Raw genomic sequence first — 24,102 nt, 5'->3', positions numbered from 1 at the left:
CCGTGGCGGCCAAAGGCGTCGGCACGGGGGCCTTCTCCTCGCTCATCGGAACCTCAGCATGACCGTCATTCGCGCCGCCGCCGTGCAGTTCAGCCCTCAGCTCTACTCGCGCCAGGGCACCGTCGACAAGCTCTGTCAGCAACTCCTCGAACTCGGTCGCGACGGGGTGCAATTCGCGGTTTTTCCGGAAACCGTGGTGCCCTATTACCCCTATTTCTCCTTCGTGCAGCCGCCTTTCACCATGGGCAAGCAGCATCTGCAACTGCTGCAGGAATCGGTGACGATTCCCAGCGACGTGACCCAGCAATTGGCCGAGGCCTGCCGCGAGGCGCAGATCGTTGCCTGCATCGGCGTCAACGAACGCGACGGCGGCACTATTTACAACGCCCAGCTTCTGTTCGATGCCGACGGCAGTCTGATCCAGCACCGGCGCAAGATCACGCCCACCTATCACGAGCGCATGGTCTGGGGGCAGGGAGACGGCTCCGGGCTACGCGCCGTCGACAGCGCCGTGGGCCGCATCGGGGCGCTTGCCTGCTGGGAGCACTACAACCCCTTGGCACGCTATGCGCTGATGGCCGATGGCGAGCAGATCCACGCCGCCATGTTCCCCGGCTCCCTGGTCGGTCCGATCTTCGCCGAACAGATGGAGGCCACTCTCCGCCACCATGCCTTGGAAAGCGGCTGCTTCGTCGTCAATGCCACCGCCTGGCTGGACGCCGAGCAACAGGCGCGAATCATGGCCGACACCGGCTGCCCGCTCGAACCGATTTCCGGCGGCTGCTTCAGCGCCATCGTCAGCCCCGAAGGCAAGGTGCTGGCGCAGAAGACCGAGGGTGAGGGCGCGATCATCGCCGACCTCGACTTCGCCTTGATCGACAAGCGCAAACGCATGATGGATTCGGTCGGTCACTACAGCCGGCCCGAACTGCTGAGCCTGTTGATCGACCGGCGTCCCGCCCCCCATGTCCAGGAGCGCAGCGGGGTGACCAGCCATGAATAGCCAAGTGATCGCCAGCGACCTGCTCGCCGAGCTGCAATGCCACGGTGTGCGTTGGCAAGGCGCCGATGGTCTGGCCCGTAAGGGCGGCGCCGGCCCTTCCGACCACAAGGCACTCAGCCTGGGTGAGCACACGGCCATGGTACCGATGCTCAATACCGCCTCGCTGGACTCCCCCTACAGTGCCGTACCGGACGCCAGTGGCGCCCAAGCGCTGATTTTCCGCGAAGGCCACGAGATCGGCCGGGTCGAATTGCCACGCGTGCCGCGGTTCTACGGCTTGAGTACCGACGACGGCATTCCCTATTGGAAAATCGCCACCCTGCACAGCAGGGACGTGCTGGCCACCACCCTGCTGCAACACTGCATCCGCAAGAACGATACCGCCAGCGCCTGCCAGTTCTGCGCTATCGATCAGTCGCTCGCCGCCGGCAAGACCATCGCCCGCAAGCGTCCCGCGCAACTGGCCGCGGTGGCCAAGGCCGCGGTGGCGCTGGACGGCGTCAAGCACCTGGTGATGACCACCGGCACGCCCCAGACCCCGGATCGCGGCGCGGCGATCCTTTGCGAATCCGCCGCGGCCGTGAGCGCGGCGGTCGAGCTACCGATCCAGGCGCAATGCGAGCCTCCTGACGACGACCGCTGGTTCACCCGCCTCAAGGACAGCGGCGTGGACTCCCTGGGCATGCACCTGGAAGCCGTCACCGACAGCGTCCGGCAGCGCATCATGCCCGGTAAGGCCGAGGTACCCCTGACGCGTTATTTCAGCGCCTTCGAGGCCGCGGTCAAGGTGTTCGGCCACGGTCAGGTCAGCACCTACATCCTGGCGGGTCTGGGCGACAGCGAGGATGCCATCGCCGCCATGAGCGAGCGGCTGGCCGCCCTGGGCGTCTACCCCTTCGTGGTGCCCTTCGTGCCCATCGACGGCACGCCGCTGGCCGGGCACCCCAAGCCGGACAGCGCCTTCATGCAACGCCTGTATCCACGGGTGGGTGCCAGCCTGCGCCGCCATGGCCTGCACTCCGAGCAGATCAAGGCCGGCTGCGCCAAGTGTGGCGCCTGTTCGGCACTCAAGCGCCACGAGTAAGAGGAAACGTCCATGGCCGAACATGCCTTTGCCTTGACCAACGATACCTTCAGCGACTTCCTTGCCGGCGACCTGCTGGTCAAGCCGGCGACCGAGGTCTGGGAGCGCGCCGGCTACTATGCCCTGCGCCGTGCGGTCTTCTCGGACGAGCAGCGTTTACTGGAACAGGATCGCGACGCTAGAGACTTCGGCGCCCTTCCTATCGTGGCCGTCACCCATCACTACGGGATGCCCGAGCAGATCGTTGGCGCCGTGCGCATTTACCAGGAGTCGCCAGGCGTCTGGTATGGCGGTCGCCTGTGCGTGGAACGGGCCTACCGCCGCCACAGCATGATCGGCAAGGCACTGGTCAACGAGGCGGTATCACGCGCCCTCGACCTGGGTTGCCAGACCTTCCTGGCCACGGTCCAACAGGCCAATGAAAGCTACTTCCACAAGCTGCACTGGGACACCCGCGCCACCTTGGAGCTCCTGGGGCATCCCCACGTACTGATGCAGGCGCGCCTGGGCTGCTATCCCATCCTGCCCCGCCAGGTGGCGCTGGTCCCATCGCGGAGTCGACGTCATGACGCTTGACCTGGCCGTGCTGCTCGACTCGCTGAAGGATAGCGATGCCATGCTCTCCAAGCAGGCGATCCAGCGTCCCGCCCTGGCATTTGCTGCAACGGGGGGCGAAGACGAGGCGCGCTACGCCTTGCCCGGTGACGACACCGCGGCCCTGCGCTGCGGTGATCAGTATCTGTTGCTGGCCATCGAAGGCATGCTGCCGCACTTCGTCGCCCAGGCACCCTGGTTCGCCGGTTGGTCGGCGGTGATGGCCAATGTCAGCGACATCACCGCCATGGGCGGGCGCGCCACCGCCGTGGTCAACGCCTACTGGCATCACGACCCGGCCGCGGCGGACCAGCTGCTCGCCGGCATTCGCGCGGCCTGCCAGGCCTATGGCGTGCACCTGGCCGGCGGCCATACCAGCCGGGGCCCCGAGCATCCGACCGCCCTGGCGGTGGCCATCACCGGCTGGGCCCGTCGCCTGTTGTCGACCCTGCATGTACGCCCCGGCCAGTGCCTGGCCATGGTGGCCGATCTCGACGGCCGCTGGCACGGCGACGCCCCCTACTGGAAGGCCTTCGAAGAGGTCGCGCCGGCCCGCCTGCGCGCCAAGCTCGAGGTCATTCCGCAGTTGGCCGAGGCCGGTCTGCTGCAAGCGGCCAAGGACATCAGCAATGCCGGATTGCTGGGCACGCTGCTGATGCTGCTCGAGCCCACCGGTTGTGGCGCCCAGATCGACCTTGCCAAGGTTCCACGCCCCGCCAACGCTCCCTTGGAACGCTGGCTGCGCGCCTTCCCGAGCTACGGCTTCCTGCTGACCCTCGCCGACCAGGATCTGGCGTCCGTCAGCTCGGCCTTCGCCCGGGAAGGCCTGCACTGTGCGGCCATCGGCCGGATCGACGCCAGCGCCCGGCTAACCGTTCAACTGGACCAGCAATGCGCCGAATTCTGGAATCTGCACGACTTTTCTTTCACCGGCTTCAGCCAGGCCGAGGAGCTCTGATATGCCCGCCGTCATCATTCGCCTGCGCTGGCCCGACGGCCAGGAAAGCACCGCTTATTCCCCGTCGACCAGCATTGGCCGGCACCTGGAAAGCGGTCGGCGCTACCCCCTGAGCGAATTCTTGCAGCGCGCCGAAAGTGGTCTGCACGCCGCCTCCGAGCGGGTCAAGGAGGTCAAGGGCTTCTACTGCAGCTCCGCCATGGACAGCCTGAGCGAGTTGCGCCGGCAGGCACGCGCCTATGCCGATGGCGATGACCTGCAGGTCGAGGTGCTCGAACTCCAGCAGCAGGGCCGGACAACCGGCAACCCGGCTGCCTGCGGCGATATCTGAACGAGGAATTGCGCATGACCCATTACAGCGCCATTGTCGTCGGCGGTGGCCAGGCCGGGCTGTCCGCCAGCTACTACCTGCAGCAACAGGATATCGATCATCTGGTGCTGGAAAAGCACTCCCTGACCCATACCTGGCGCAATCAGCGCTGGGACAATTTCTGCCTGGTGACGCCCAACTGGCAGTGCGCCTTGCCAGGCCATCCCTACGACGGCCCCGATCCCCACGGCTTCATGAGGAAAGCCGACATCATCGCCTACCTGGATGCTTTCATCGCCAAGGTCCAGGCGCCGGTGCGGGAGGGGGTCACGGTCCAGCGCCTGGTGACGCGCCCAGAGGGTGGGTATCGACTCGACACCAGCGCTGGGGAATTCAGCGCCGATCAGGTGATCGTGGCCAGCGGTGGCTATCACACCCCGATCATCCCCCGGCTGGCCGAACGCCTGCCGGCGTCTATCGTCCAGCTCCATTCCGAGCAATACCGCAACGCCGAGACCTTGCCGCCCGGTGCGGTGCTGGTGGTGGGCTCTGGTCAATCGGGCGCCCAGATTGCCGAGGACCTGCACCTTGCCGGCCGCCAGGTGTATCTCGCCGTCGGCGATGCGCCGCGCTGTGCCCGTCACTATCGCGGCAAGGATGTCGTCGACTGGCTGGCCGAGATGGGCTACTACGAAATCGGCGTCGACACCCACCCGCTGCGCGAAGGCGTGCGCGACAACACCAACCATTACGTCACCGGGCGCGACGGTGGCCGCGACATCGATCTGCGCCGCTTCGCCCTGGAAGGCATGCAGCTCTTCGGGCGGCTGAACGGCCTGGAAGGCGAGGTGCTGACGTTCTCCGCGGATCTGGCGGCCAAGCTGGATGCGGCGGATGCCGTCTACAACCGCATCAATGCCAGCATCGACCAGTACATCGCCCAGAACAGTATCGACGCTCCGCCAGGCGCTCCCTACGAGCCCCTGTGGCGTCCCGAAGGTTTGCCCACCACCCTGGACCTGGGTAGTGCCGGCATCACCAGCGTCATCTGGTGCATCGGCTTCCAGCCCGATTTCAGTTGGGTGGATGTACCGGTCTTCAATGGACGCAGCTATCCGGGCCACACCCGCGGTGTTACCGCGCAACCGGGCCTGTACTTCCTCGGACTGCCCTGGCTGCACACCTGGGGCTCCGGACGCTTCAGCGGCGTGGCGCGCGATGCGGAGTACCTGGTGGCGCAGTTGAGCCGATTAGCCGTCCTTAAGCAGGGCTCTCGGCAGCTCTGATAGCGCCAGGACGTAGGCGGTCTGTAGCCAAGACCGCCGCCCACCGATTTGCAGGCACCCGCCGCGGAAGATACCCAAGACCTCGCCGTCCGCCAGCGGTGAGGTCTTGCCACCTGCGATTGCCGCCTAGGCTCTGCGTCGGCATAGTGAACCGGCTTGTCAGTGGTCGGAGCCATTATGCTGCCCGACCTTGGCCTCTGTGCTGCAATCCGGAGCTCCACATGACGCAACGCACCATGCTGCTCACCGGCGCCAGCCGCGGTATCGGCCACGCCACGGTCAAGCTGTTCCGCAACCTGGGTTGGCGATTGCTCACCGTCTCCCGGCAGCCCTTCTCTGAAGAGTGCGCCTGGCCGGAAGCCCGCGACGCCCACATCCAGGCCGATCTTGCCGACCTCGCGCAGATCGATCGCCTGGTCGCCACCGTTCGCGAGCGCCTGCCCAGCGGCAAGCTGCACGCCCTGGTCAACAACGCCGGCATCTCACCCAAGGGCGCCGATGGTAGCCGTCTCGGCGTACTCGCGTCCGATGCCGAGACCTGGACCCACGTGCTCAACGTCAACCTGGTCTCCACCGCCCTGCTCGCCCGCGCGCTGCTGCCGGAACTGGAAGCGGCCCAGGGCAGCATCGTCAACGTCACCTCCATCGCCGGCTCGCGGGTCCATCCCTTCGCCGGGGTGGCCTACGCCGCCTCCAAGGCCGGCCTCGCCGCCCTCACCCGCGAACTGGCCCACGAGTTCGGCCCGCGCGGCGTGCGCGCCAACGCCATCGCCCCGGGCGAGATCGCCACCTCCATCCTCTCACCCGGCACCGACGGCCTGGTGGAAGCCGAAGTGCCACTCAAGCGTCTGGGCACTCCCGATGAAGTGGCCGAGACCATCTATTTCCTCTGCAGCGAGCGTTCCTGCTATATCAACGGCGCCGAGATTCATATCAATGGTGGCCAGCACGTCTGAGCCATCGTCGCGCCTTGCCGAGAAGGCGCTCGACGAACCGAGTCGCCGCAAGGAAAAGAGTGGCACACCAGTAGCCCTACCGTTGCCATGGGCTATCTCCGCGACGGCGTACTTACACCTCGAAAATGTTATGTTATAACGTGTTTTAAATTTCCCTTATTCCTACTAAGGGAATGCGCCCCTCCATCGATTCTCAATCGTGAAAACCATGACCGCCCAAGCCGCCCTCCCCAGCAAGAAACTCCCCGTCACCGTGCTCTCCGGCTTTCTCGGCGCCGGCAAGACCACCCTGCTCAATCACATCCTCAACAACCGCGAAGGTCGCCGAGTGGCGGTCATCGTCAACGACATGTCCGAGGTCAACATCGACGCCGCCCTGGTCCGCGACGGTGGCGCCGAGCTTTCGCGCACCGAGGAAAAGCTGGTGGAGATGAGCAATGGCTGCATCTGCTGCACCCTGCGTGAAGACCTGCTGCTGGAAGTGGAACGCCTCGCCCGGGATGGTCGCTTCGATCAACTGGTCATCGAATCCACCGGCATCTCCGAGCCGCTGCCGGTGGCCGAAACCTTCACCTTCGCCGGCGAAGACGGCCGCTGCCTCGGCGACGTCGCCCAGCTCGATACCCTGGTCACCGTGGTCGATGCCTTCAACTTCCTGCGTGACTACGCCTCCAGCGACTCCCTGCAGTCACGCGGCGAATCCCTCGGCGAGGAAGACGAACGCACCGTGGTCGACCTGCTGATCGAGCAGATCGAATTCTGCGATGTCATCGTGGTGAACAAGCTGGATCTGATCGGCTCCGAAGACCGTGATCGCCTGCTGGCCATCCTGCACAGCCTCAATCCCCGTGCCCGGCTGGAACTGGCGAGCTTTGGCGCCGTCCCCCTGGAGCGGGTGCTGCAGACCGGCCTGTTCGATTTCGACGAAGCCGCCAAGGCCCCCGGCTGGTTGCAGGAGCTACGCGGTGAGCACACCCCGGAAACCGAGGAATACGGCATCACCAGCTTCGTCTACCAGGCACGCCGCCCCTTCCATCCCGAGCGCTTCTTCGCTCTGGTCGCGGAGGAGTGGCCTGGCGTGGTCCGTTCCAAGGGTTATTTCTGGCTGGCCAGCCATCCGGCCCATGCCGGCACCTGGTCCCAGGCCGGCGCCGTCGCCCGTCACGGCGTGGCCGGTCGCTGGTGGGCCGCGGTACCGCCCGAACAATGGCCAGAGGATGAAGAGACCGTCGCCATCATCAAGGAGAAATGGCACGAAGGCGTCGGCGACGCCCGTCAGGAACTGGTGCTCATCGGCATGGACATGAACGAAGGCGCCCTGCGCGCGCGCCTGGACGCCTGCCTGCTCACCGACCGCGAACTCGCCGCCGGCCCCGAGGCCTGGGTGAAGCTGCACAATCCCTTCAGCGACTGGCCCCAGGCCTCCGCCCCCCACTGAGCCGAACCCTGCCAATGAAGGCCATACTGCCCGACGTCTCCCTCAGCGAGACAACCACCCTACCCGCCGCCCTCGACTGGGTCGGCATGCAGGGCATCGACCTGCCCATCCGCCTCGCCGACCGCGAGGCCAACGGCCTCTGGCCGGCCAGCGCCGACATCCAGGTCGATCTGCCTTCGCCCACGACCAAGGGCATCCACATGTCCCGGCTTTACCAGTTGCTGGATCGCCTGGTTGAACCGCTCACGCCCGAGCGCCTGCGCGCTCTACTGGCCGACATGATCACCAGCCACCGTAGCTGCGACTCCCGCGCGGCGCGCCTACGCCTGGACTTCGCTCTGCTGGTCCGCCGCCCGGCCCTGGTGACGCCCGGACTCAGCGGCTGGAAACGCTATCCCGTGCGCCTAGACGCCAGCCTGATCGCCGGCGTCTTCCAGCTCCGCGCCCGCGTCGAAATCGCCTATTCGTCCACCTGCCCTTGCTCCGCGTCGCTGTCTCGCCAACTGATCGAACGGGCCTTCCTGGACGACCATGGCGCTGAAGAGGCATTGAGCCCCATGACCGTCGCCAGTTGGCTGCGCCGGAACGCCTCGCTGGCCACTCCCCACAGCCAGCGTAGCCTGGCGCGGGTCAGCATCGACCTCCCATCGACCGCGCCCACCCTCGACCTGCTGCCCCTGATCGACCACTGCGAAATCGCCTTGGGCACTCCGGTCCAAACCGCCGTCAAACGCGCCGATGAACAGGCGTTCGCCGCCCTCAACGGCAGCAACCTGATGTTCGTCGAAGACGCCGCCCGCCGCCTGCTGCTGGCCCTGCGCGATAGCTACCGCAACCTGAACATCCACGTCCGCCATCTGGAGAGCCTGCATCCCCACGACGCATCCGCCTGGGCCGGCACGAAGATGGGTTGATCCGCTACGGCAGCTCGACGCTGCCGCCTCACCGATGGCGAAGCGGCATTCGCTCCAGGAAGACCAGGACGCGCGCAAAGACCTCCAGCGAAGGATTCAGGCGCACCTCAAGCCTGGTAAAACCCAGCCGATAGCCAGGCATAGCGCCATTACGCCTCTCCGCCAGCAGCGGCACAGGCGACAACGGCAGCCCTTCCTCACGACCAGGCCCCAGGCGGATTGCCCGTGTTCACCTTCGCTAAATGGATGTTTTCCCGTCGAACCCCCTGGCTGGGGTTGCTCGGACTGCTGCTCGTCCTGGACTCGGTCCGTGCCGCGGAGCCGGTCGCCACCCCGCCGCTGCGAGTCGGCGTCTATGTCACCGCGCCCTTCGTCATGACCGGCCCCTACGGCTACAACGGCCTGGCGGTGGACCTGTGGAACGCGGTCGGGGCCAAGCTCGGGCGCAAGACCGAATTCGTCCGCGCCGGCTCCCTTCCCGAACTGCTGGGCGCCGCCCGTGGCGGGCGCATCGACATCGCCGTTGCCAACGTCTTCGTCACCGCGGAACGCGCCGAGCAACTGAGCTTCACCCAACCCTGGTTCAATGGCGGCCTGCGCATCCTGGTCAACGAGGAGCGCCAGATCGGTCCGCTGAGTCTGCTGCACGACCTGCACAAACTCGGCTATCTCACGAGCTACGCCTGGCTCGGCGCCGGACTACTGCTCATCACCCTGTTGCTCACCCTGGTGGAGCGCCGGCTCGACAAGGAATTTCCACCCCAGTGGTGGCCAGGCCTGGCGATCAGCTTCTACCACGTCATGGCAGTGACCACGACCGGCAAGACCTCGCACAAGAATCTCTTCGGCAGCCTGGGCACCGTGCTCGCCGCCCTCTGGATGGCCTGCAGCGTGGCCGTGATGGCCTACGTGACCTCGACCGTCACCAGCGTCATGACCGTCAACAGCATCACCAGCCGCATCACCGGCCTGGGCGACCTGCCCGGCAAGCGCATCGGTGTCGAGGCCGGCAGCCTCTCCGAGGACCACATCGCCCGCCTCGGCCTCGACTATCGCGCCTTCCCCGACCTGGACCAGGCAGTGGCGGCCTTGACCACCCAGGAGATCGACGCCGTGGTCGACGACGCCGCCACGCTGGAGTACTTCGACCAGCAGCACCCGACCCTGCCCATCCAGGTGGTCGGCAAGATCTTCGAGCCGCGCAAGTACGCCTTCGCCCTGCCGCTGAACAGCCCCCTCACCCACGACGTGACCGTGGCCCTGCTGTCCCTGGAAGAAGACCAGACCGCGGGCAAGCTGCGTACCCAGTACTTCGGTGCCGACAAGTGAGGCTCCGCTGACCGCCTGTTGGCGACGGCTTCGTCCAAGCACGTCCCAGGCTTTACCGATAGGCAGTAACCACCTTAAAACCCGTTCTAAAGCAGACCTTTCAGGAGATACGCCCGATGAAGTCACCTTTCACTGCTGCAGTCATCACGGTCCTGCTGAGCGCTCTGGCCGCCGGCCATGCGTTGGCGGAGAGCCCAGCCGAAAAGAGCCTGCGCCAGGACGGCCGCGATGTCCGCAAGGACCTCAAGCACGACGCCAAGGAAGTCGACAAAGGCGCGTCCCACGCCGCGAAGGAAGCCGACCGTACCGATAACCACCTCGACAAGGAAAGACATCGCGAGGACAAGAAGCTGGATAAGGAATACAAGAAGACGCTGTAGTCCTCCTGGCCAGGACGGGTCTCAGAACGCCTCAGAGCGCAAGGCTTATCTCTAGCGACGCGCTAGCCCTTGGCGGCCCTGGATTGATTCGCCCTTCGCCAGCCTGGCGAAGGGCCCGGATGTAGGTCACTGACGCTCGCCGCGAGAACCCTTCATGCACCGGTGATGATATGCGCTCCATCACTGCTTCGAAGCGCTATCCCGGTCACTGCCTGGATCAATGCTGCTGCGCGGTAAAAACATCGCCGGCAAGGACATAACGATTCTTGCCCAGCCTCTTCGCCTGGTACATGGCCGCATCTGCCTGCCGTAAAATCGCCTCGCTATCACCGGCCTTGGTGGGATCCCAGATCACGACGCCAATACTGGCGTAGACCTGGCCAATACCGCCTTCCAGTTGTAGAGGTTCGCGCACCACCTGCAGAAGTCGCTCAAGAACCTGCCTACCTTCCTCGTGCCCTGCCAGATTCTCCATGATCAGCACGAACTCGTCGCCGCCCAGGCGAGCCAGGGTATCCGAGCTGCGAAGCTGGCCGAGCAGGCGCTCAGCCGTCACGATCAGAACCCTATCGCCCTGGGCATGGCCAAAGTTGTCGTTGACGCCTTTGAAGCCATCCAGATCCAGTAACGCCACGGCTAATCTCTTGCCATCGCGCCTGGTTCGTTCCTGGGCCTGGGCCAGCCGATCCATCAACAGGCGGCGATTGGCCAGCCCGGTCAAGGGATCGAGCAAGGCCTGGCGCAACAATTCGGCACGTCGCTCGCGTCGCCCCATCAGTCCGTACACCAGCCAGGCGAGGGACGCGCCGCCCACCAGCACGAGACCGAATTCGAAATAGTGCCGGGCTTGGCTCTGCCAGGACGCTTGCGGCGAGACGCATAGCGTCCAGGTCATGGCTTCGATTTTGACCTCGCGACAGGTGCCGTCGACCACGGCCGGGCCAGAGCGCAGCAATATCCGTCGCTCGTTGGTCTCGGGATCGATACCTACCAATTGATAGGCATACCCCTGGGCGGCCATAGCCGATAGGTTGGCATCCTCCAGGGCCTCAGGAAGCACCAAGGTCACCACGGTATAACCCCAGAAACGCGGCTTACCCTGGGGGCCGGGCAGGAACACCGGCAGCATGCCGATGGCACCGATGGGCCCCTGGATCAATTTGAACGGCCCCATGAACTGGATGCGCGTATCGTTGGCCTTGTAGGCCCGCAGCACCTCGTCACGATTCTGGAACTCCAGCAGATCGTGGTCACGCACTAGCAGATTGCGATCCAGTGGCTCGATCTGGCGAATGAAGCCGTTCGGTGCCAACGACAAGGCGTAGACGCCCTTGTACAACGGCAGCACGAACCGGGCGAGTGCAGGGAAGTCAGGGACCTCGCCATGCCCCTGATAGACCATGACGGCCAGGGTCCGAGTGGCCGTCAGGGCACGCTCCACTACCTTTTCCACAGAGACGGCGAACGTCGTCGCCACCTCCCGGGTCCGGACCTGTTCGCCGCGCCGAGCATCGTCTTCGAATCGTTGCAGTAGCATCCAGCCGAGGAAGACGGAACCCGCGAAAGACAGCAGCGTTAGCCAACTGCGTAGCCACTTGCCCGTTCGCAGGAAGCCCCCCAGCGCTTGTTGCTTTTCCTTCCGCATTTCGACCATCCAGGCCACACTCCTAAATGCGTGATATCAATCACGCTTTAGGCGGATTATAGCGACCTCCTGATCCGCAACGCGATGCCCTGGGACGGGCGAGGGGAAAGGAAAAGCCGTCTATTGGGCGATTGTCGCCAACCCCGATTTAGCCGAGATGAACAGTGTCCACTAGAGCGCGTTTCACTCATCGGTAGGTTTCGAGTAATTTGTGGTTAGGCAGACAAATCGCTAGCGACACAGGCTAAGGTGCCCGCACCAACCGAAAGAGGCATTTCGCGAAACTCGAAGAAGTAGAGCGCTGTGGAACTGTTCCAAAATGGATTCGGAACTGCAGCTTTTTGCGAGGAAGGAAGCCTTGAAAAACCATCATTCAGACAGCAAAAAGCCCCGTACCAACGGGGCTTCGAAGGTGGCGGAAGCGCAGAGATTCGAACTCTGGGACCCTTGCGAGTCGGCGGTTTTCAAGACCGCTACATAAAGTCAGTCTTGGCGCCGCCGACACCCCGATTCGAGTTCCGATACTTTTTCGAAACTACACAGCCACAACCCGCATGGCTACTGGATAGCGGCTTCGAGTTTCGGAACGGAAATCTACGCTGCTCAGTCGTGCTTAGGTCCTATGGTTGAGGCTCTGGATCCTGCGACCAATCCGCCCTCCTCCAGACCAAACTGGTCGGCGCTTGCTACTGATAAAACCTTACCTGCGACCGTCTTTCATCAGGGGCCTTGTCACGAAGTGAGATCTACGTCTAGTATCAGATCAGCCATAACAAGGCAGTCGTAACTAGTGAAGGACCACATCAAATGCCGAAGCTTCATGTTTTTATTGACACCAATATATTCCTAAACTTCTACTCTTTCTCCGACGACAAGCCAGAAGTAATTGACGAACTGAGTGACATAGTCGCATCTGGCGGAATAGTCTTACATCTACCAAAACAAGTAGAAAACGAGTTCAAAAGAAATAGAGAATCAAAAATCCAAAAGGCAATGGATGAGTTCAAGAATGCAAACTTACCCACTAATATACCGCAACACATGCGGGGAACTGACGTAGCGAACAAATATATAGAAGCGCTAAATATCGTCAAGACCAGTAGAAAACTTCTCATTGGCACTGCGACATCACTGGCGCTAACCAACGAACTTGACATTGATATAAAGATAAATCGACTTTTTGGTACAGCCACAAATCACCCGGATGATAACGAAATATATGCCAAATCTCTCATGAGAACATATAAAGGCGATCCGCCCGGGAAACCAGACGGTCTAGGCGATAGGTACATCTGGGAAACCTTACTATCAGCAGTGCCGAACGTAGATCTATTTATAGTCTCCAAAGATGGAGACTATACATCCAAGCTGTCCGCCGACCAAACCCCCCGACCGCTCCCCTTCTTAACGGATGAGTGGAGTGAAAAGAAAGGACAAAAGCAATTATCTGTATTTAGCAAAATAAAAGACGTCATCAGCTATTACAACAACCTTTTACTGCAACCTGCCGATCCCGTTGATACCCCGGAAGTTCCAGCCCCTCCAGCTCCTGCAGCTCCTGCAGCTCCTGCAGTTCCTCCAGCTCCTCCAGCTCCTGCGTTGCCACCGGTTCTTACTGTGGGTCGTGCAGATATCGATGCTGCTGTCACGCAGTTAGCTGAGAGCCCGGCATTTTCGTATACACATGCCGCGGTGGCAAAGCTTAAGAATCTCCTACCACAACTTACGATTGAAGATGCCAGTCGGCTTTGCCAAGCTGCGCTGAACAACAATCAGATCGGGTGGATAATAACAGATGACGATGTCTATGACTTTTATCTAAAGCTGATCAACAACTGGGCGCCGGCTATGGATGCAGATCTAGCAGAAAGCGTCTTTGAATTACTCGGCTTAACCGAGCAAACTTGATCGACTTTGGAGGAATTCGGCATACCCCGGTGATGCAGCAGTAGTTGTGTCTGGGCGCTGGATGCCGCTCTGATGCTGGCTTTGATACGAAAGCTGTCTAATCTGGTTTCGCCGATTTGGCCGAATTTGACCCAGTATTAGCGCGGTTTACCGCGTTTCAATTAGACAGCTTTTCTCTCTCCTCCGGCGTTCTGCCGAAACTCAATCCTCTACCGCTTTCCCTGCAGCCAACTGACCTGGCTGCGCAGCCGTTCGGCATCCATCTTCTCGTCGACGGCCATCGCCCTGGCCGTGGCCAACTCCTGGCGAAGGTGCTCGCTCTCCTTCTGGCAGATGTCCACCGCCAGCAGCAGCTCGTGATACTTCACGTCGATCTCTTCCAGCGCCGGCGCGGGGGCCCCATCACCTCCACCGGCCATCCACTTCTGCACGCTCAGCTGCTTGAACCCCCGGATGATCCGGACCTCGGTCCATAGCTGGTCGCGCTCGGCCAGGATGGTCAGCAGGTTCTGGCGAAGGCGCCCCATCACTCCGCGCATGATCTCGATCTCCTCGATGTAGAGATCACGCTCGTTCCTGATCATCTCCAGGCTGTCCGGGTCGAAATTGTCATTCCCGAAGCTGCCGAACTCGTCGACTTGTTCCATGGCGAAACCTGATACCTGTTTTTTTATACAGTATTCAGGTTGAGTTGGGCCCACAAGCCTGACAGCGACGAACGGTGTTCACTGGCAACTGGCCACTGCTGCCACCAGCTCCCGCTCGTAGCCGATCCGCTGCCGGCGCTCAGCCAGCAGCGCGCGGACCTTCACCTCCAGGCTGTCTTCCTTGCGCAGTCCCTTAGCCTGAGCGCGTATGAAGCCAAGCGGTGGCACTCGCTTGATCACGCCGGGTCTACCAAGCCCCACGCTGGCTCTTCTAGCCATCGTCTCAGAGGAGGCTATGGCCATTAACGAAGGCAACTACCACACTCGCATCTTGCTCCTACAATACCTGAACATCAGCATGGTGATGGACCAGGCCCGCGCTAATCCGGCACTGCTGGCCAAGCTTATTGCACAGCTGGAGTCGCGTGGTGAAGACAACCTAACTCCCCAGGAGAAGGACCTACTCCACTGGGGACGATCAACCGAACACATACAAGGCAAGGAATGACTGACAGAGAGCTCACGCTTGCGATGGTGATTCTGCTGGTCGCAGCTGGGATGGTAGGAAGCCTCCTATGCTCCGTACTGCAGGGCCATTGGTAAGCTTCCAACCGAAACGTGCTGACCTTCCTATCCAAGTGGGTTGCGATGCCGCTCTGGCTAGTCCTGATGGTCCTTTGTCGTACAGGTGATGTCTGGAGTTGCTTTTTTCGCACCCGAGGCACATCCTCATTCAAGCGCACGTACCTGGCTCAACTCTCCTGAAATTGATCCGATCCGCTTCGTGTGCCGTAACCTCCAAGACAGCCGACCTGAAGCAGTCTCTCGGCTGAGCCTGTCTGCCTGCGCTTGAGGGGAGCTGCTCGCGGCTTCCCTCTCGACATTGCAAGGCGGTTACCATGGCCAACGGGTTCGAACTCCAGTTGCAGTTGATAATGAACAGGTCGATGGTTCTGGACATGGCCGTAGCTAACGCACGGAGAGATCCTGAGCTACTACGACGAATGATCACAAACTTGAAATGCAGGATGGCGGTAAAGCCTACAGATGACGACGTGGCTCTGCTTCGATGGGCGCAGGCAATGCTCGCGATACATCACCTGAGAGACTGTGAAGATAGGGTTACTGGCAGCTCGTAATTGCCGCCTGTAGCTCTGTAATGTAGCCCTTCGCCTGCCGGCGCTCTGCCAGAAGCGCCCTCACCTTCGCCTCCAGGCTGTACTGCTTCCGTAGCCCTTCCGCCGCCCAGGCCGGCACCGCCGGTGCCTTCACCCGGCACGGCACCGGGACCGGAACCTCTACGCGCACCACGCGCGGCTCAGGCTCGGCAACAGGCTGGCCAGCGCACCCCGCCAGCGCGACCACCATTCCCACGATGATCCACCTCATAGGCCCAACTCCTTGTCGATGATCGCAGCGGCCGCCGCCGCCGGGTCGCCCCCAGTCCGTTCCTGCTGCAGGCGGTTGGCTGCCTGGTAGTCCTCGCCGGCGGCCTTGGCGGCCTGCAGCAGGAACGGCTCGGCCTCCTTGGCGCGCTTCTCAGCGGCCAGGCGGAGATCGGCCAGCGCCTGGTTCTGCTGGCCCACCTGCCCTTCCAGCGTGCTGCCGGTGGTCCGGCAGGAAGCCAGTGTGCTGGCCGAGGACTCAACCTTGTCCTGCAGGTCCGCGACGATGGGCCGGTAGTGGCCAGCGGTGAGCCGGTACGCGACGCCGGCACCAGCCATCGCGCCCAGGACGAGCAACACGACTGCGGCGACCGCGAGCACGGCCGCCCTGTACTGCTCGAGCAGCGCGTTCACGCCAGAACCTCAATGCCACGGGCGGTCAGCGCCAAGCGCTCGTCCAGGCCCTTGGTGCCGCCATTGATGCGCTTGGTGATCGCCGTGGTGTTGCCGGCGTCGGCCAGATCGTTCAAGCCGTTCTTCGACCAGAAATGCGCCGCGGACATGCAGGCGTTCCAGGGCAGCTCGAGCAGCTCGGGATGCTGGGCCAGGCCAAGGGCCAGGGCAGCGCCGGCAGCGACGTAATTGGCACGGCCGGTTACCTGTAGCAGGCCGCGCCCCCGGTACTTCCAGCCATCGCCGGACGACTCCGGGCCGTTGCCGTTGCGGTTGGCGTATGCGTTGTTCGCTATAGCCTCTGGGCGCCGGGCAAGCTTGGTGGCGAGCTCGTTCGGCGTGCGGGGACTGGCTGCTGGCGCCACGGCGTAGCGGCTCGGCCAGGTATTGGCCAGGGCCTGGGCGCTGTAGTTCAGGTTCTCCACCAGCACGGTGAGCTGAGCGGATTCGTGGCCGCACTGGGCGATGAAGGCGGCTATGCGCTTCGGGTTCTGGTCAATGGCATAGCGCTGCATGGCGGCGTTCAACGGACCGACGAATGCCGCGGCCACCGACCGGCTGCGCGGCAGAATGGCGACGAGCTGCTGCTCGGTGATGGGCATGGTTTTCTCCAGGCGAAAAAAAGCCCGCGCTCGGCGGGCTAGTGAGATGGATGGAAGTCAGGCGACAGGTCGTACGTAGACGAACAGCTTCACGCCGGCGACGGCGGTATAGCTAGGCAACACGCCAGTATTCAGCGCCGAGGCGATTCGCCGACAGCGCACCGTGCAGGAGGTGGTTGTAGGCTCGCCGACCAGCTCGAACATCACCGGCAGGTCGCCGTCGGCCAGGCGCGGCAGGCAGGTAATGCGCGGCGCCTTGGCCAGCTTGAGCGCGGTGTAGTCGACCTTGGCCTTGCCTTGAGAATCGGTGGTCACGTCGTAGCTGATCGCCACGCTGGAGGCCACGCCCTCGGCAAGTTTCACGGCATCCTGCGCTGTGCTTTTGGCTGCGCTCACTCCTTGCGCCAGGGTCAGCGCATTGGCGAAGAACGGCGTGTTGAACATGAATCACCCCCAGAGCTTGTCGTCGGTCACGTCCGTTGGCTGAGGCACGATGTCCTTGATCTCGCGCGCTTTGAAGATGAGCCTGGCCTTCTGGGCGGCCGAGGCCTTGGCGAAGGCCAGCATGGTCGGTGCGTCCATCGGCACTAGGGTGTTATCGGCGGCTATCCAGGCGAAATCGGAGTTCGCGTCGGCCCAGCGTAGGTTGCCAGCCTCGGCGCCGCCGGCCACAGCCATGAACGCGAGCTGAGCATTGCCCATGATGTTCTCGCGATCAGTCTGGCGGGACTGGAAAATCTTACCATCGAACGTGAAGCCGGCGGCAATCCGGCGGTCCCGCTCGCGGGTCACGTCATCGTCGAAGGCGGCTTTGGCGGCCGCCTGCTGCTGCGCCGCAGTGATCAGCTTGCTGGTGTCGATGTTAGGCATTGACGGCCTCCGTGGCGGCCAGGGCCGCCTGCTCCGTCGCGGGAATGTGGACGTCGATCACCTTCCCGTATTTCTTCCCTTCCAGCAGCGGGAGGTCCGCCGTGACGCCCGGGCCAACCGGCACCAGCAGCGCGACATTTATCACCCCAGCAGAGTCGCAGGTGACATAGCCCGGAGCGAAGTGATCGGACTGGATGGCGTCATGCGGCAGACTCGACCCCTTCTCCATGAAGCTGAAGTCGAACGGCTCGTCATTGATGGTGATAACCGATCCCTGGACGAAGACGACCATGTCCACGGCAGCGGTTCCCGCCGGGCGGCTGGGAGATTGTGTGATGTTGAACATCAGAAGTCTCCGAAAGATAGAAATACGAGTTCAGCGCTGACGTTCTGGACGAAGCTGAATAGACGAGCACTACAGCTTGTTGCATTTGGAACCGTATCTCCCCACGGCGAAGATATACCGCTAACGTGATTGATAGTCCAAGGCAGGGATATTGGTGGAGAAGAAAATGCCGCTGGGAATACCGAGTAGACCGAGGATGACATATAACCAGATCCGTATGCGCTACTTGCAGTAGCGCGCGGACTCTTACTGCTACATATTTGCTTTCCCCCTGCGAACCGGATGTAGCTTCCATTGCTGTTTGCGCCGACCTCAATGATTGACCCGTTTGCAATGGTCCCCAGCACCGCGGCAACAGCGCCGGAATTCAGTCCAAGCACGCTGCGCACGCTGGCCGCGTCAGCCCCGCCCAATATAGAACGGGCATAGTTCGTTATATCGGTGAAAGAAGGCTTTCCGTTCCCATCGAAATAACCGAGCTTGTTTGCTGCGGTTTGGAAGAGTTGGTACAGCTCTGCGAAGTTAGCCTTGGTCTTTTCGAAAGCAGTCTTGCCCGGATCACCCTTGTAAGTCCCGTGATCCGTGGTCGTGTCGATTATTTGCTGAACCATGCCGGCACCTTGGAGAAGTAGTTGAAGCTATGCCCCATAGATGAGGGGAAATTGCAGGGAGTTGGGTTGCGTCTGGGAAATAGTTTCCAGCGATGCAAAGACCTGTGACTTATCAGCCGAGCGATGCCCGATTGAAAGCAAACAGCTGTTATAAGCTGTCACCCCATTGACCACCGTCCGATATATTCCCCGCATAAAGTGGCTGGCCAGGAAATAGAAACCTGTGGAAGGCCAATTTGCGTTGAAGTGGTAGTAGTAGTTCTGGCCTACACGCCCGCTCCCCACATAGCTCCAGGCCTGCGTGCCACCGTAGAAGCGGAAGAACTTGTAGCCGGTATCGGCCAGCACACGGCTGCTGGCATCCAGCACCCGCAGGCCCCAGCCAGGCCTTGCTGGTGGGAACGTTCCAGTAGCGATGTAGCGGCCAGAGCGCGAGATCGAGGTCAGATCGTAGGTGTTCCACTGGAAGGAGAAGCCGGTCCAGTTCCCCGCCGAGCCGGTGTGCTGGAAGTACGTCAGGTAGCCAGCACCGTCTAGGTTGACCCACACCAGAGGTGGCTGGCTGGTGGCGATTGGCGTTGGGTAGGTGACCGAGCCGGAGGAGTCTATGATTCCTGAAGCCATGACATGGCAAAGGCTGTTGGTGTCATCGATGATCGTCTGACCTTGATCGCCGGTGAACAGCGCGCCGAAGCTCATCTGAACCTCACTCGCTGAACGATCAGCACCGAGCCCGCGCTACCCGCATCGAAGACCAGGCTGGTACCGCTGAAGGAGTAGAACGGAACCCCATTGTTCGAGGGGGTTTTCTCGTAGACGAACACTATTTCCTTAGATGAATCAAAGCCAGCGCCCAGGTCGTAGGTCGCTCCGGGGCCCGACACGGTAATTTCTGCGTAGCTCATGGTCCGCAGAGAATTGGCGCCGCTATCGAAATAGACGGCACCGCCAGAGTCACGAAGCTGAAGTCCGAAACTCATGCGCTCAGATTCCCTAGCTGGACCCGGAGCACGCCGCTGGCGTCCCAGATCTTGATGGCCTCGGCCGTCTGCTGCATCCGGCCGCTACCGCCCGCGCTGTTCATCGAGAACCCACTGGTCTTGCTCAGCGACCAGAGGGGCGCGCCATTCGTCCCCACAGCGGTGGATTGGATGGTGTCCCCGATCTTGGCGTTGGTGATGGTTCCGTCGCCGATGATCGCCACGTTGATGATGGTCTGGCCGTTCTGGATCAGGAACGGCGAGGTGACCGTGCTGCCGTCGGTGTTGAGCACCGCGAAGCGCGAGGCCATCACCAGGAACTGGCTGGTGACATCGCCGCCCGAGTAGTCCACGCCTAGGGCGATGCCGGCGGCGTAGCGGGTGCCGTTGGCAGTGATCTCGGTCTTGATCGAGTAAGACGAGGAGATCTTCGTGGCCAGGCCGTTCAGCGAGTTGCCTTGCTGCACGATTGCCTGCTGCGCCACCTGCACCTGGGCAGTGTTCTCGCCGACCACCGCGGTGAGGGTATCGGTCCGCTTGGCCTGGGCCAGATTGTCGTCAGCTGCCACCGACTGAACGGTGATCGTGCCGGCGTAGACGTTGGTGTCGCCAGCACCCCAAGTGGTATCGCCCGCGCCCTGCGGCGTGATGCTGGCCACCAGGCCGGTGACGCTATCGGCCTGCGCCTTCACCCTGCCGTCGAGGTCGGTGATGCTCTGGGTGTTCTTGTTGACCTGGGCCGCAACGGCGCCGGCCTGGGCGATGCCCGCCCCAGCATCCAGCCAGTTCGTCCCGGGCGGCGTCTCGTTGCCATCGGTGTCGCTGTTCCAGGCATAGAGGCGGCCGTCGGTGTAGACGACCGCCTGGCCCTTCTTGTAGGTGGCGTCGGCCTTCCACACCAGCGGCACCAGGGTTTCCGCGGCGCCGATCGGCGCGAGCAGGTCCTGGCCCAGCTGGGTCTTGGTGATCTTGCCCAGCAGGTAGGCCAACATGACGTCGGCATCCGTAGAGGAAACACCTCGAACCCAGGATGACCAATCGCCAACGTTCCCGATGCGGTCGATCAGGCGCCCACGAAAGAAGAAGGCGGCGCCGGGGCCAAGCCCCATCAGGGTGTAGGTGTTGGTGGGGTAGCCGAACAGCCCCATGCTCTGGGCATTTTCGCCCTGGGCATTGGTGGCCTGCTGGATCTCGGTGTAGGCGGTATCGCCAGCGCCCTCAGCCGGGAAAGCCCAGTCCAGGCGAATGGTGAACGGGCCGGGTGTGGTTTTGAGCAAAGCCAGCACCGGCGGCTTGCCCTCCTTCCCGGTGAGCTGGGTCAGGTTGGAGCTCTTCCACACCGAGGCGATGTCCACGGCATTCACCGCCCGGACACGAGCCAGGTAGGCCCCGGCGTATATCCCCGGCACATCGACGGCTAGGCTGCCAGTGCGCTGGATGCGAACCCAGTTGCCACTTTCCTTCTTCCACTCGACGTCGTAGGCAACCGCCCCAGCCACTGCCGGCCAGGCGATGGTCATGGTGGTGATGCTGATCCCCTGGTTCACCGCGTGGTAGGCCGATACCGACACGCTGGCCGGCGCCTCGACGGTGCCGGTGGGCAGGATGCTGATCGGCCGGCTTTCCAGCTTGGCGCCGGTATCGATGGCTGCGAACTTCGACGGCTCGAACTGCAGCGCCGAGATTTCGAAGACACCCTCCTCCGGTCGCCGCACCTTCATCACGCGGTATAGCGGCACGGCCAGGTCGTCGGCGTCGAGCGTCCAGACCAGCTGAGCCTGAGGCGCTTCGCTGTAGGCAGTGGTCACCACGATCTGGCGGCCGACAACCTGGCGAATAGTCCGACCCTCACAGGCCCCGCTGGGCAGGTTGAGGATGAGCCGGTCCCCGGCCTTCGCACGGGTGTCGCGGTCCAGCGTGATGACGGTGCCGGAGGCAGCGCTGATGCGGCCACCGATCTCGGCGCCGGAGATGAGCTTGTCCGCCACCGGGATGACGTGGCCAGGCAACGGAATACGGCCGTCCATGCCTACCTGGAAGGTCACAGTGCGGTCCTGGCTGTTGGTCAGCAGGATCCACTTTCCGCGGCGCTGCCCTTCGGACTCGCGTGTGCAGCCGATGGCGCTGGTCTCGACTGGGTTGTCGCCGTAGCGGCGCTGGAGCTTGGTGTCCGAGACAGCGGCTACGTCGGTGTCGTAGTTGTTGGCCGGGTTGTCGTAGCTCACCAACGCCCGGGTGTAGCGAGTCCGCTCGCTGGCCGAGCCATAGGTGAATTTGCCGTCGATGACGTTCGCCCGGGTGAAGGCGAAATCGAAGTCGGCCGAGCGCGGGATGTCCGCCTGCACGTTGAGCTGGCCCTGGGCCCAGTAGGTCATGCCGCGGTAGATCGCCGAGATGTCGCGCAGCAGTTCCCAGGCGCCGGCACGGGCCTGCAGATTGAGGTCGCACAGGTAACGGGGCTCCAGCCCGCCCTTGCCGTCCGGCACCAGTTGGTCGCAGTACTGCGCGATGCGATAGAGCTCGTACCGGTCGACCATCCAAGGCTTGATGCGCTTGCCCAGGCCGAAGCGATCGTTCGTCGCGATGTCGAAGGTGATCCAGGCCGGGTTGTTGGTCCAGGCCGACTTGAAGCTGCCATCCCACACGCCCGAGTAGGTGCGGTTCACCGGGTCGTAGTTGGTCGGCACCTGGATCTTGCGTGCATTGCACTCCAGGGTCACCGAGGGGATGTTGCTGAACTGCTCGGCGCTGAACTCGATGTAGAGCAGTGCGGTATTCGGATAGCGCAGCTTGGCGTCGATCACCTCGGCCAGGCCGGCGATGAACATCGTGTCCGCGATGCGGTTGTTGTTCTGGTTGGCGGTGATCCGCCGGACGCGGAGCTGCCAGCCGCTGGACGCCTTGGGCAGATCAATGCGGCGGGAGCGCTCGTAGCGGGTGGTGGTCTTGCCGTCCACGGCCTCGAGCAGCACCTGCTGGTAGGCGCCGCCATCGGTGGCCAGGTCAACGGCGTACTCAATCCGGTACCCGTTGATATTGCCCTCGCTGTCCTGCTGCTGCAGGGACGGCCAGGCGAAGCGCAGGCGCACGGCGGACAGCTGGGTGTTGCTGATGGAGCGAACCCAGGCGGCGGTGCTGCGCAGCTCGACGTTCACCGTCGTCTCGTTCTCGACCGAAGGCAGGCCAGGGATATACGGCTGCTCGACGGTGCCCGGGCGCCACGCCCAGGTGACGCCGGTGAAGTTGCTGTTTCCCTGAGCGTCGAGCAGCGGGGTGTTGTCGAGGTAGATGTCTTGCCCTGAAGGCGTGCCGTCGAACTCTCCTTCGCCCGCAGCGATGAGAATCTTCGTCTTGGCGATACTGCGCAGGCTGTCGGCGGCCTCTGAAGGCTGCTTCGGGTTGCTGCTACCGCCCTTGCGGCCGGTGATTTCGGATGGCAATGCGGCGGTCATGGGTTTCTCCGAGGCATAAAAAAACCGCCCGAAGGCGGCATTTTTTTAATTTGATTATCTAGTTAGTTACTGAAATTTTTACATTGCTAGAACTAACTCCAAATTTAGCAGCCACTGCTTTCGCCGCCTCATTAAGGCTGAGCTTTAATTGGCCCGCGCCACTATTCGTAAAATCATCATCTACAAACGCATCTTCAAACTCAGCCCTACTCAGACCAACAAAATAGTGCCTACCGCTAAGCCTATCCTTAATCTTACCCAAAACATCTCCAGAAATATGCCATGCGAATTGAAACTCCCACTTATCGCTTCCCACCCTATGTCGCCAAAAGTCTACCTGAACGATCATGGCGATATCGCCAGCAACTAAAAATGCTACGTAGGGAAGCTCAAAAACATCTTTCGGAGTATAGTTATGGACACGAAGATGATCTTGTTGCACCTCCATATTGATATTAGTTTCGAAACAGCATTTTTCGCGAATTTCTTCAAGCGCACCGCTAGTAACTTGAATAATAGGAATAAATATACAATCAAGCATAAATCTTGCTCCACCTTATGAATTATCATCCGGATAAATTCCGGTGACCTTGAAGGGTTCGCCCCCTGCGAACGTAGCAGAGCTTTACGGCGGCCTAGCAGTCAGTGGAGCACGATTCCCAATTCCTTGGAACGGATGACTTATGAGTGGCTTCACGTTGCAGGAATGATCGTCTTGGTGAAGCTCACGGCGCCGCTGCCGGATACCAGCCTCGCGCGCAGGTCAGGCTTTCCCCTATACGTCTCGCGGTAGCTGCCGGTGGCAACCTTTCCACGGCGCTGAAGGCGGTCGATCTCTGCCTCACCGTCAAAAATGGCAATCTCTAGCCCGCTGCCGCAGATGGCGGCGCCCACAAGCTCGAAAACGTCAGACAGGGCCAGGGTGTAGCTCACTTCGCTTTCCATAGGGCC

27 protein-coding genes and 1 pseudogene are annotated in these 24,102 nt (G+C 62.2%); 13 read left to right on the top strand and 15 right to left on the bottom strand.

Annotated elements, in window-relative coordinates; all coding sequences use genetic code 11:
• Positions 1 to 58: 58 nt before the first annotated feature.
• The 11 genes from QZ471_RS01510 to QZ471_RS01460 all read left to right on the top strand — a co-directional run bounded on the left by QZ471_RS01510 (position 59) and on the right by QZ471_RS01460 (position 10,252).
• Positions 59 to 1,003: a Nit6803 family nitrilase gene (locus tag QZ471_RS01510; RefSeq protein WP_295460549.1), complete on the top strand. Its 945-nt coding sequence runs from the start codon at positions 59 to 61 to the stop codon at positions 1,001 to 1,003.
• A gap of 4 nt (positions 1,004 to 1,007) precedes the next feature.
• The gene (locus QZ471_RS01505; RefSeq protein WP_363286467.1) at positions 1,008 to 2,087 is read left to right on the top strand and encodes an MSMEG_0568 family radical SAM protein; all 1,080 of its coding nucleotides are present in this window, start codon (positions 1,008 to 1,010) and stop codon (positions 2,085 to 2,087) included.
• 12 nt (positions 2,088 to 2,099) lie between these two features.
• Complete coding sequence (locus QZ471_RS01500; RefSeq protein WP_295460547.1) at positions 2,100 to 2,663, top strand: MSMEG_0567/Sll0786 family nitrogen starvation N-acetyltransferase; 564 nt, start codon at positions 2,100 to 2,102, stop codon at positions 2,661 to 2,663.
• Complete coding sequence (locus QZ471_RS01495; RefSeq protein ID WP_295460546.1) at positions 2,653 to 3,639, top strand: sll0787 family AIR synthase-like protein; 987 nt, start codon at positions 2,653 to 2,655, stop codon at positions 3,637 to 3,639. Before QZ471_RS01500 ends, QZ471_RS01495 begins: the two co-directional genes overlap by 11 nt.
• A 1-nt stretch (position 3,640) precedes the next feature.
• The gene (locus tag QZ471_RS01490) at positions 3,641 to 3,970 is read left to right on the top strand and encodes an MSMEG_0570 family nitrogen starvation response protein (RefSeq protein WP_295460544.1); all 330 of its coding nucleotides are present in this window, start codon (positions 3,641 to 3,643) and stop codon (positions 3,968 to 3,970) included.
• Between the two features lie 14 nt (positions 3,971 to 3,984).
• Positions 3,985 to 5,235, top strand: a complete 1,251-nt coding sequence (locus tag QZ471_RS01485) for an MSMEG_0569 family flavin-dependent oxidoreductase (RefSeq protein ID WP_295460543.1) — start codon at positions 3,985 to 3,987, stop codon at positions 5,233 to 5,235.
• A 221-nt stretch (positions 5,236 to 5,456) separates the two neighbouring features.
• The gene (locus QZ471_RS01480) at positions 5,457 to 6,191 is read left to right on the top strand and encodes an SDR family oxidoreductase (RefSeq protein WP_295460542.1); all 735 of its coding nucleotides are present in this window, start codon (positions 5,457 to 5,459) and stop codon (positions 6,189 to 6,191) included.
• A 208-nt stretch (positions 6,192 to 6,399) separates the two neighbouring features.
• Positions 6,400 to 7,629 carry a zinc metallochaperone GTPase ZigA gene (gene zigA / locus QZ471_RS01475; protein WP_295460541.1) on the top strand — a complete coding sequence of 410 codons (1,230 nt, stop codon included), beginning with the start codon at positions 6,400 to 6,402 and terminating at the stop codon, positions 7,627 to 7,629.
• Between the two features lie 14 nt (positions 7,630 to 7,643).
• Complete coding sequence (gene folE2, locus QZ471_RS01470) at positions 7,644 to 8,543, top strand: GTP cyclohydrolase FolE2 (RefSeq protein ID WP_295460540.1); 900 nt, start codon at positions 7,644 to 7,646, stop codon at positions 8,541 to 8,543.
• A 225-nt stretch (positions 8,544 to 8,768) separates the two neighbouring features.
• A complete protein-coding gene (locus QZ471_RS01465; RefSeq protein WP_295460538.1) occupies positions 8,769 to 9,872 on the top strand; it encodes a transporter substrate-binding domain-containing protein in 1,104 nt (367 codons plus the stop codon).
• Between the two features lie 116 nt (positions 9,873 to 9,988).
• Positions 9,989 to 10,252, top strand: a complete 264-nt coding sequence (locus QZ471_RS01460) for a hypothetical protein (RefSeq protein ID WP_295460537.1) — start codon at positions 9,989 to 9,991, stop codon at positions 10,250 to 10,252.
• A 217-nt stretch (positions 10,253 to 10,469) separates the two neighbouring features.
• Here the strand turns inward: QZ471_RS01460 and QZ471_RS01455 are convergent, their stop codons facing one another.
• Positions 10,470 to 11,906 (bottom strand): sensor domain-containing diguanylate cyclase, encoded by a 1,437-nt coding sequence (locus tag QZ471_RS01455; RefSeq protein WP_295460536.1) that lies wholly within the window; start codon positions 11,904 to 11,906, stop codon positions 10,470 to 10,472.
• A gap of 798 nt (positions 11,907 to 12,704) precedes the next feature.
• Here QZ471_RS01455 and QZ471_RS01450 point away from each other — a divergent pair.
• Positions 12,705 to 13,805: a PIN domain-containing protein gene (locus QZ471_RS01450; RefSeq protein WP_295460535.1), complete on the top strand. Its 1,101-nt coding sequence runs from the start codon at positions 12,705 to 12,707 to the stop codon at positions 13,803 to 13,805.
• Between the two features lie 209 nt (positions 13,806 to 14,014).
• Here the strand turns inward: QZ471_RS01450 and QZ471_RS01445 are convergent, their stop codons facing one another.
• The gene (locus QZ471_RS01445; protein ID WP_295460533.1) at positions 14,015 to 14,452 is read right to left on the bottom strand and encodes a hypothetical protein; all 438 of its coding nucleotides are present in this window, start codon (positions 14,450 to 14,452) and stop codon (positions 14,015 to 14,017) included.
• A 78-nt stretch (positions 14,453 to 14,530) separates the two neighbouring features.
• A pseudogene (locus QZ471_RS01440) lies at positions 14,531 to 14,650 on the bottom strand (hypothetical protein); the annotation flags it as partial.
• Positions 14,651 to 14,747: 97 nt separating this feature from the next.
• On the opposite strand from QZ471_RS01440, the gene QZ471_RS01435 reads away from it, so the two are divergent.
• Positions 14,748 to 14,960: a hypothetical protein gene (locus tag QZ471_RS01435; protein ID WP_295460532.1), complete on the top strand. Its 213-nt coding sequence runs from the start codon at positions 14,748 to 14,750 to the stop codon at positions 14,958 to 14,960.
• A 614-nt stretch (positions 14,961 to 15,574) separates the two neighbouring features.
• Here the strand turns inward: QZ471_RS01435 and QZ471_RS01430 are convergent.
• The 12 genes from QZ471_RS01430 to QZ471_RS01375 form a co-directional block, all read right to left on the bottom strand.
• Positions 15,575 to 15,841: a hypothetical protein gene (locus QZ471_RS01430; protein WP_295460531.1), complete on the bottom strand. Its 267-nt coding sequence runs from the start codon at positions 15,839 to 15,841 to the stop codon at positions 15,575 to 15,577.
• Positions 15,838 to 16,251: a hypothetical protein gene (locus tag QZ471_RS01425; protein WP_295460530.1), complete on the bottom strand. Its 414-nt coding sequence runs from the start codon at positions 16,249 to 16,251 to the stop codon at positions 15,838 to 15,840. The genes QZ471_RS01430 and QZ471_RS01425 overlap by 4 nt, the downstream gene beginning before the upstream one ends.
• Positions 16,248 to 16,892, bottom strand: coding sequence for a glycoside hydrolase family 19 protein (locus tag QZ471_RS01420; RefSeq protein WP_295460529.1), 645 nt, complete (start codon positions 16,890 to 16,892; stop codon positions 16,248 to 16,250). Before QZ471_RS01420 ends, QZ471_RS01425 begins: the two co-directional genes overlap by 4 nt.
• Positions 16,893 to 16,949: 57 nt before the next feature.
• Positions 16,950 to 17,336, bottom strand: a complete 387-nt coding sequence (locus QZ471_RS01415) for a hypothetical protein (protein WP_295460528.1) — start codon at positions 17,334 to 17,336, stop codon at positions 16,950 to 16,952.
• A gap of 3 nt (positions 17,337 to 17,339) precedes the next feature.
• Positions 17,340 to 17,762 carry a DUF4376 domain-containing protein gene (locus QZ471_RS01410; protein ID WP_295460526.1) on the bottom strand — a complete coding sequence of 141 codons (423 nt, stop codon included), beginning with the start codon at positions 17,760 to 17,762 and terminating at the stop codon, positions 17,340 to 17,342.
• Positions 17,755 to 18,108, bottom strand: coding sequence for a hypothetical protein (locus QZ471_RS01405; RefSeq protein WP_295460525.1), 354 nt, complete (start codon positions 18,106 to 18,108; stop codon positions 17,755 to 17,757). Before QZ471_RS01405 ends, QZ471_RS01410 begins: the two co-directional genes overlap by 8 nt.
• On the bottom strand, positions 18,108 to 18,719 hold the full coding sequence (locus QZ471_RS01400) for a hypothetical protein (protein WP_295460524.1): 612 nt from the start codon (positions 18,717 to 18,719) through the stop codon (positions 18,108 to 18,110). Before QZ471_RS01400 ends, QZ471_RS01405 begins: the two co-directional genes overlap by 1 nt.
• 27 nt (positions 18,720 to 18,746) lie before the next feature.
• Positions 18,747 to 19,418 carry a hypothetical protein gene (locus QZ471_RS01395; RefSeq protein ID WP_295460523.1) on the bottom strand — a complete coding sequence of 224 codons (672 nt, stop codon included), beginning with the start codon at positions 19,416 to 19,418 and terminating at the stop codon, positions 18,747 to 18,749.
• Complete coding sequence (locus QZ471_RS01390) at positions 19,415 to 19,699, bottom strand: hypothetical protein (protein WP_295460522.1); 285 nt, start codon at positions 19,697 to 19,699, stop codon at positions 19,415 to 19,417. The genes QZ471_RS01395 and QZ471_RS01390 overlap by 4 nt, the downstream gene beginning before the upstream one ends.
• On the bottom strand, positions 19,696 to 23,151 hold the full coding sequence (locus tag QZ471_RS01385; protein ID WP_295460521.1) for a phage tail protein: 3,456 nt from the start codon (positions 23,149 to 23,151) through the stop codon (positions 19,696 to 19,698). Before QZ471_RS01385 ends, QZ471_RS01390 begins: the two co-directional genes overlap by 4 nt.
• A gap of 58 nt (positions 23,152 to 23,209) precedes the next feature.
• Positions 23,210 to 23,692 (bottom strand): hypothetical protein, encoded by a 483-nt coding sequence (locus tag QZ471_RS01380; protein WP_295460519.1) that lies wholly within the window; start codon positions 23,690 to 23,692, stop codon positions 23,210 to 23,212.
• A 152-nt stretch (positions 23,693 to 23,844) separates the two neighbouring features.
• Positions 23,845 to 24,096 (bottom strand): hypothetical protein, encoded by a 252-nt coding sequence (locus tag QZ471_RS01375; protein WP_295460518.1) that lies wholly within the window; start codon positions 24,094 to 24,096, stop codon positions 23,845 to 23,847.
• Positions 24,097 to 24,102 lie beyond the last annotated feature (6 nt).

Source organism: uncultured Pseudomonas sp. (genome assembly GCF_913774235.1).
Classification (GTDB): domain Bacteria; phylum Pseudomonadota; class Gammaproteobacteria; order Pseudomonadales; family Pseudomonadaceae; genus Chryseomonas.
Note: the sequence above shows the minus strand (reverse complement) of the source record. Positions and strands in the feature narration are given on the sequence as shown.

What these genes read in the sequence shown, in the direction of transcription:
- QZ471_RS01510 (WP_295460549.1), top strand. Translation starts at nt 59, where the DNA reads ATGACCGTCATTCGCGCCGCCGCCGTGCAGTTCAGCCCTCAGCTCTAC.
- QZ471_RS01500 (WP_295460547.1), top strand. Translation starts at nt 2,100, where the DNA reads ATGGCCGAACATGCCTTTGCCTTGACCAACGATACCTTCAGCGACTTC.
- QZ471_RS01495 (WP_295460546.1), top strand. Translation starts at nt 2,653, where the DNA reads ATGACGCTTGACCTGGCCGTGCTGCTCGACTCGCTGAAGGATAGCGAT.
- QZ471_RS01490 (WP_295460544.1), top strand. Translation starts at nt 3,641, where the DNA reads ATGCCCGCCGTCATCATTCGCCTGCGCTGGCCCGACGGCCAGGAAAGC.
- QZ471_RS01485 (WP_295460543.1), top strand. Translation starts at nt 3,985, where the DNA reads ATGACCCATTACAGCGCCATTGTCGTCGGCGGTGGCCAGGCCGGGCTG.
- QZ471_RS01480 (WP_295460542.1), top strand. Translation starts at nt 5,457, where the DNA reads ATGACGCAACGCACCATGCTGCTCACCGGCGCCAGCCGCGGTATCGGC.
- zigA (WP_295460541.1), top strand. Translation starts at nt 6,400, where the DNA reads ATGACCGCCCAAGCCGCCCTCCCCAGCAAGAAACTCCCCGTCACCGTG.
- folE2 (WP_295460540.1), top strand. Translation starts at nt 7,644, where the DNA reads ATGAAGGCCATACTGCCCGACGTCTCCCTCAGCGAGACAACCACCCTA.
- QZ471_RS01460 (WP_295460537.1), top strand. Translation starts at nt 9,989, where the DNA reads ATGAAGTCACCTTTCACTGCTGCAGTCATCACGGTCCTGCTGAGCGCT.
- QZ471_RS01455 (WP_295460536.1), bottom strand. Translation starts at nt 11,906, where the DNA reads ATGGTCGAAATGCGGAAGGAAAAGCAACAAGCGCTGGGGGGCTTCCTG.
- QZ471_RS01450 (WP_295460535.1), top strand. Translation starts at nt 12,705, where the DNA reads ATGCCGAAGCTTCATGTTTTTATTGACACCAATATATTCCTAAACTTC.
- QZ471_RS01445 (WP_295460533.1), bottom strand. Translation starts at nt 14,452, where the DNA reads ATGGAACAAGTCGACGAGTTCGGCAGCTTCGGGAATGACAATTTCGAC.
- QZ471_RS01435 (WP_295460532.1), top strand. Translation starts at nt 14,748, where the DNA reads ATGGCCATTAACGAAGGCAACTACCACACTCGCATCTTGCTCCTACAA.
- QZ471_RS01430 (WP_295460531.1), bottom strand. Translation starts at nt 15,841, where the DNA reads ATGAGGTGGATCATCGTGGGAATGGTGGTCGCGCTGGCGGGGTGCGCT.
- QZ471_RS01420 (WP_295460529.1), bottom strand. Translation starts at nt 16,892, where the DNA reads ATGCCCATCACCGAGCAGCAGCTCGTCGCCATTCTGCCGCGCAGCCGG.
- QZ471_RS01415 (WP_295460528.1), bottom strand. Translation starts at nt 17,336, where the DNA reads ATGTTCAACACGCCGTTCTTCGCCAATGCGCTGACCCTGGCGCAAGGA.
- QZ471_RS01410 (WP_295460526.1), bottom strand. Translation starts at nt 17,762, where the DNA reads ATGCCTAACATCGACACCAGCAAGCTGATCACTGCGGCGCAGCAGCAG.
- QZ471_RS01405 (WP_295460525.1), bottom strand. Translation starts at nt 18,108, where the DNA reads ATGTTCAACATCACACAATCTCCCAGCCGCCCGGCGGGAACCGCTGCC.
- QZ471_RS01400 (WP_295460524.1), bottom strand. Translation starts at nt 18,719, where the DNA reads ATGGTTCAGCAAATAATCGACACGACCACGGATCACGGGACTTACAAG.
- QZ471_RS01395 (WP_295460523.1), bottom strand. Translation starts at nt 19,418, where the DNA reads ATGAGCTTCGGCGCGCTGTTCACCGGCGATCAAGGTCAGACGATCATC.
- QZ471_RS01390 (WP_295460522.1), bottom strand. Translation starts at nt 19,699, where the DNA reads ATGAGTTTCGGACTTCAGCTTCGTGACTCTGGCGGTGCCGTCTATTTC.
- QZ471_RS01385 (WP_295460521.1), bottom strand. Translation starts at nt 23,151, where the DNA reads ATGACCGCCGCATTGCCATCCGAAATCACCGGCCGCAAGGGCGGTAGC.
- QZ471_RS01380 (WP_295460519.1), bottom strand. Translation starts at nt 23,692, where the DNA reads ATGCTTGATTGTATATTTATTCCTATTATTCAAGTTACTAGCGGTGCG.
- QZ471_RS01375 (WP_295460518.1), bottom strand. Translation starts at nt 24,096, where the DNA reads ATGGAAAGCGAAGTGAGCTACACCCTGGCCCTGTCTGACGTTTTCGAG.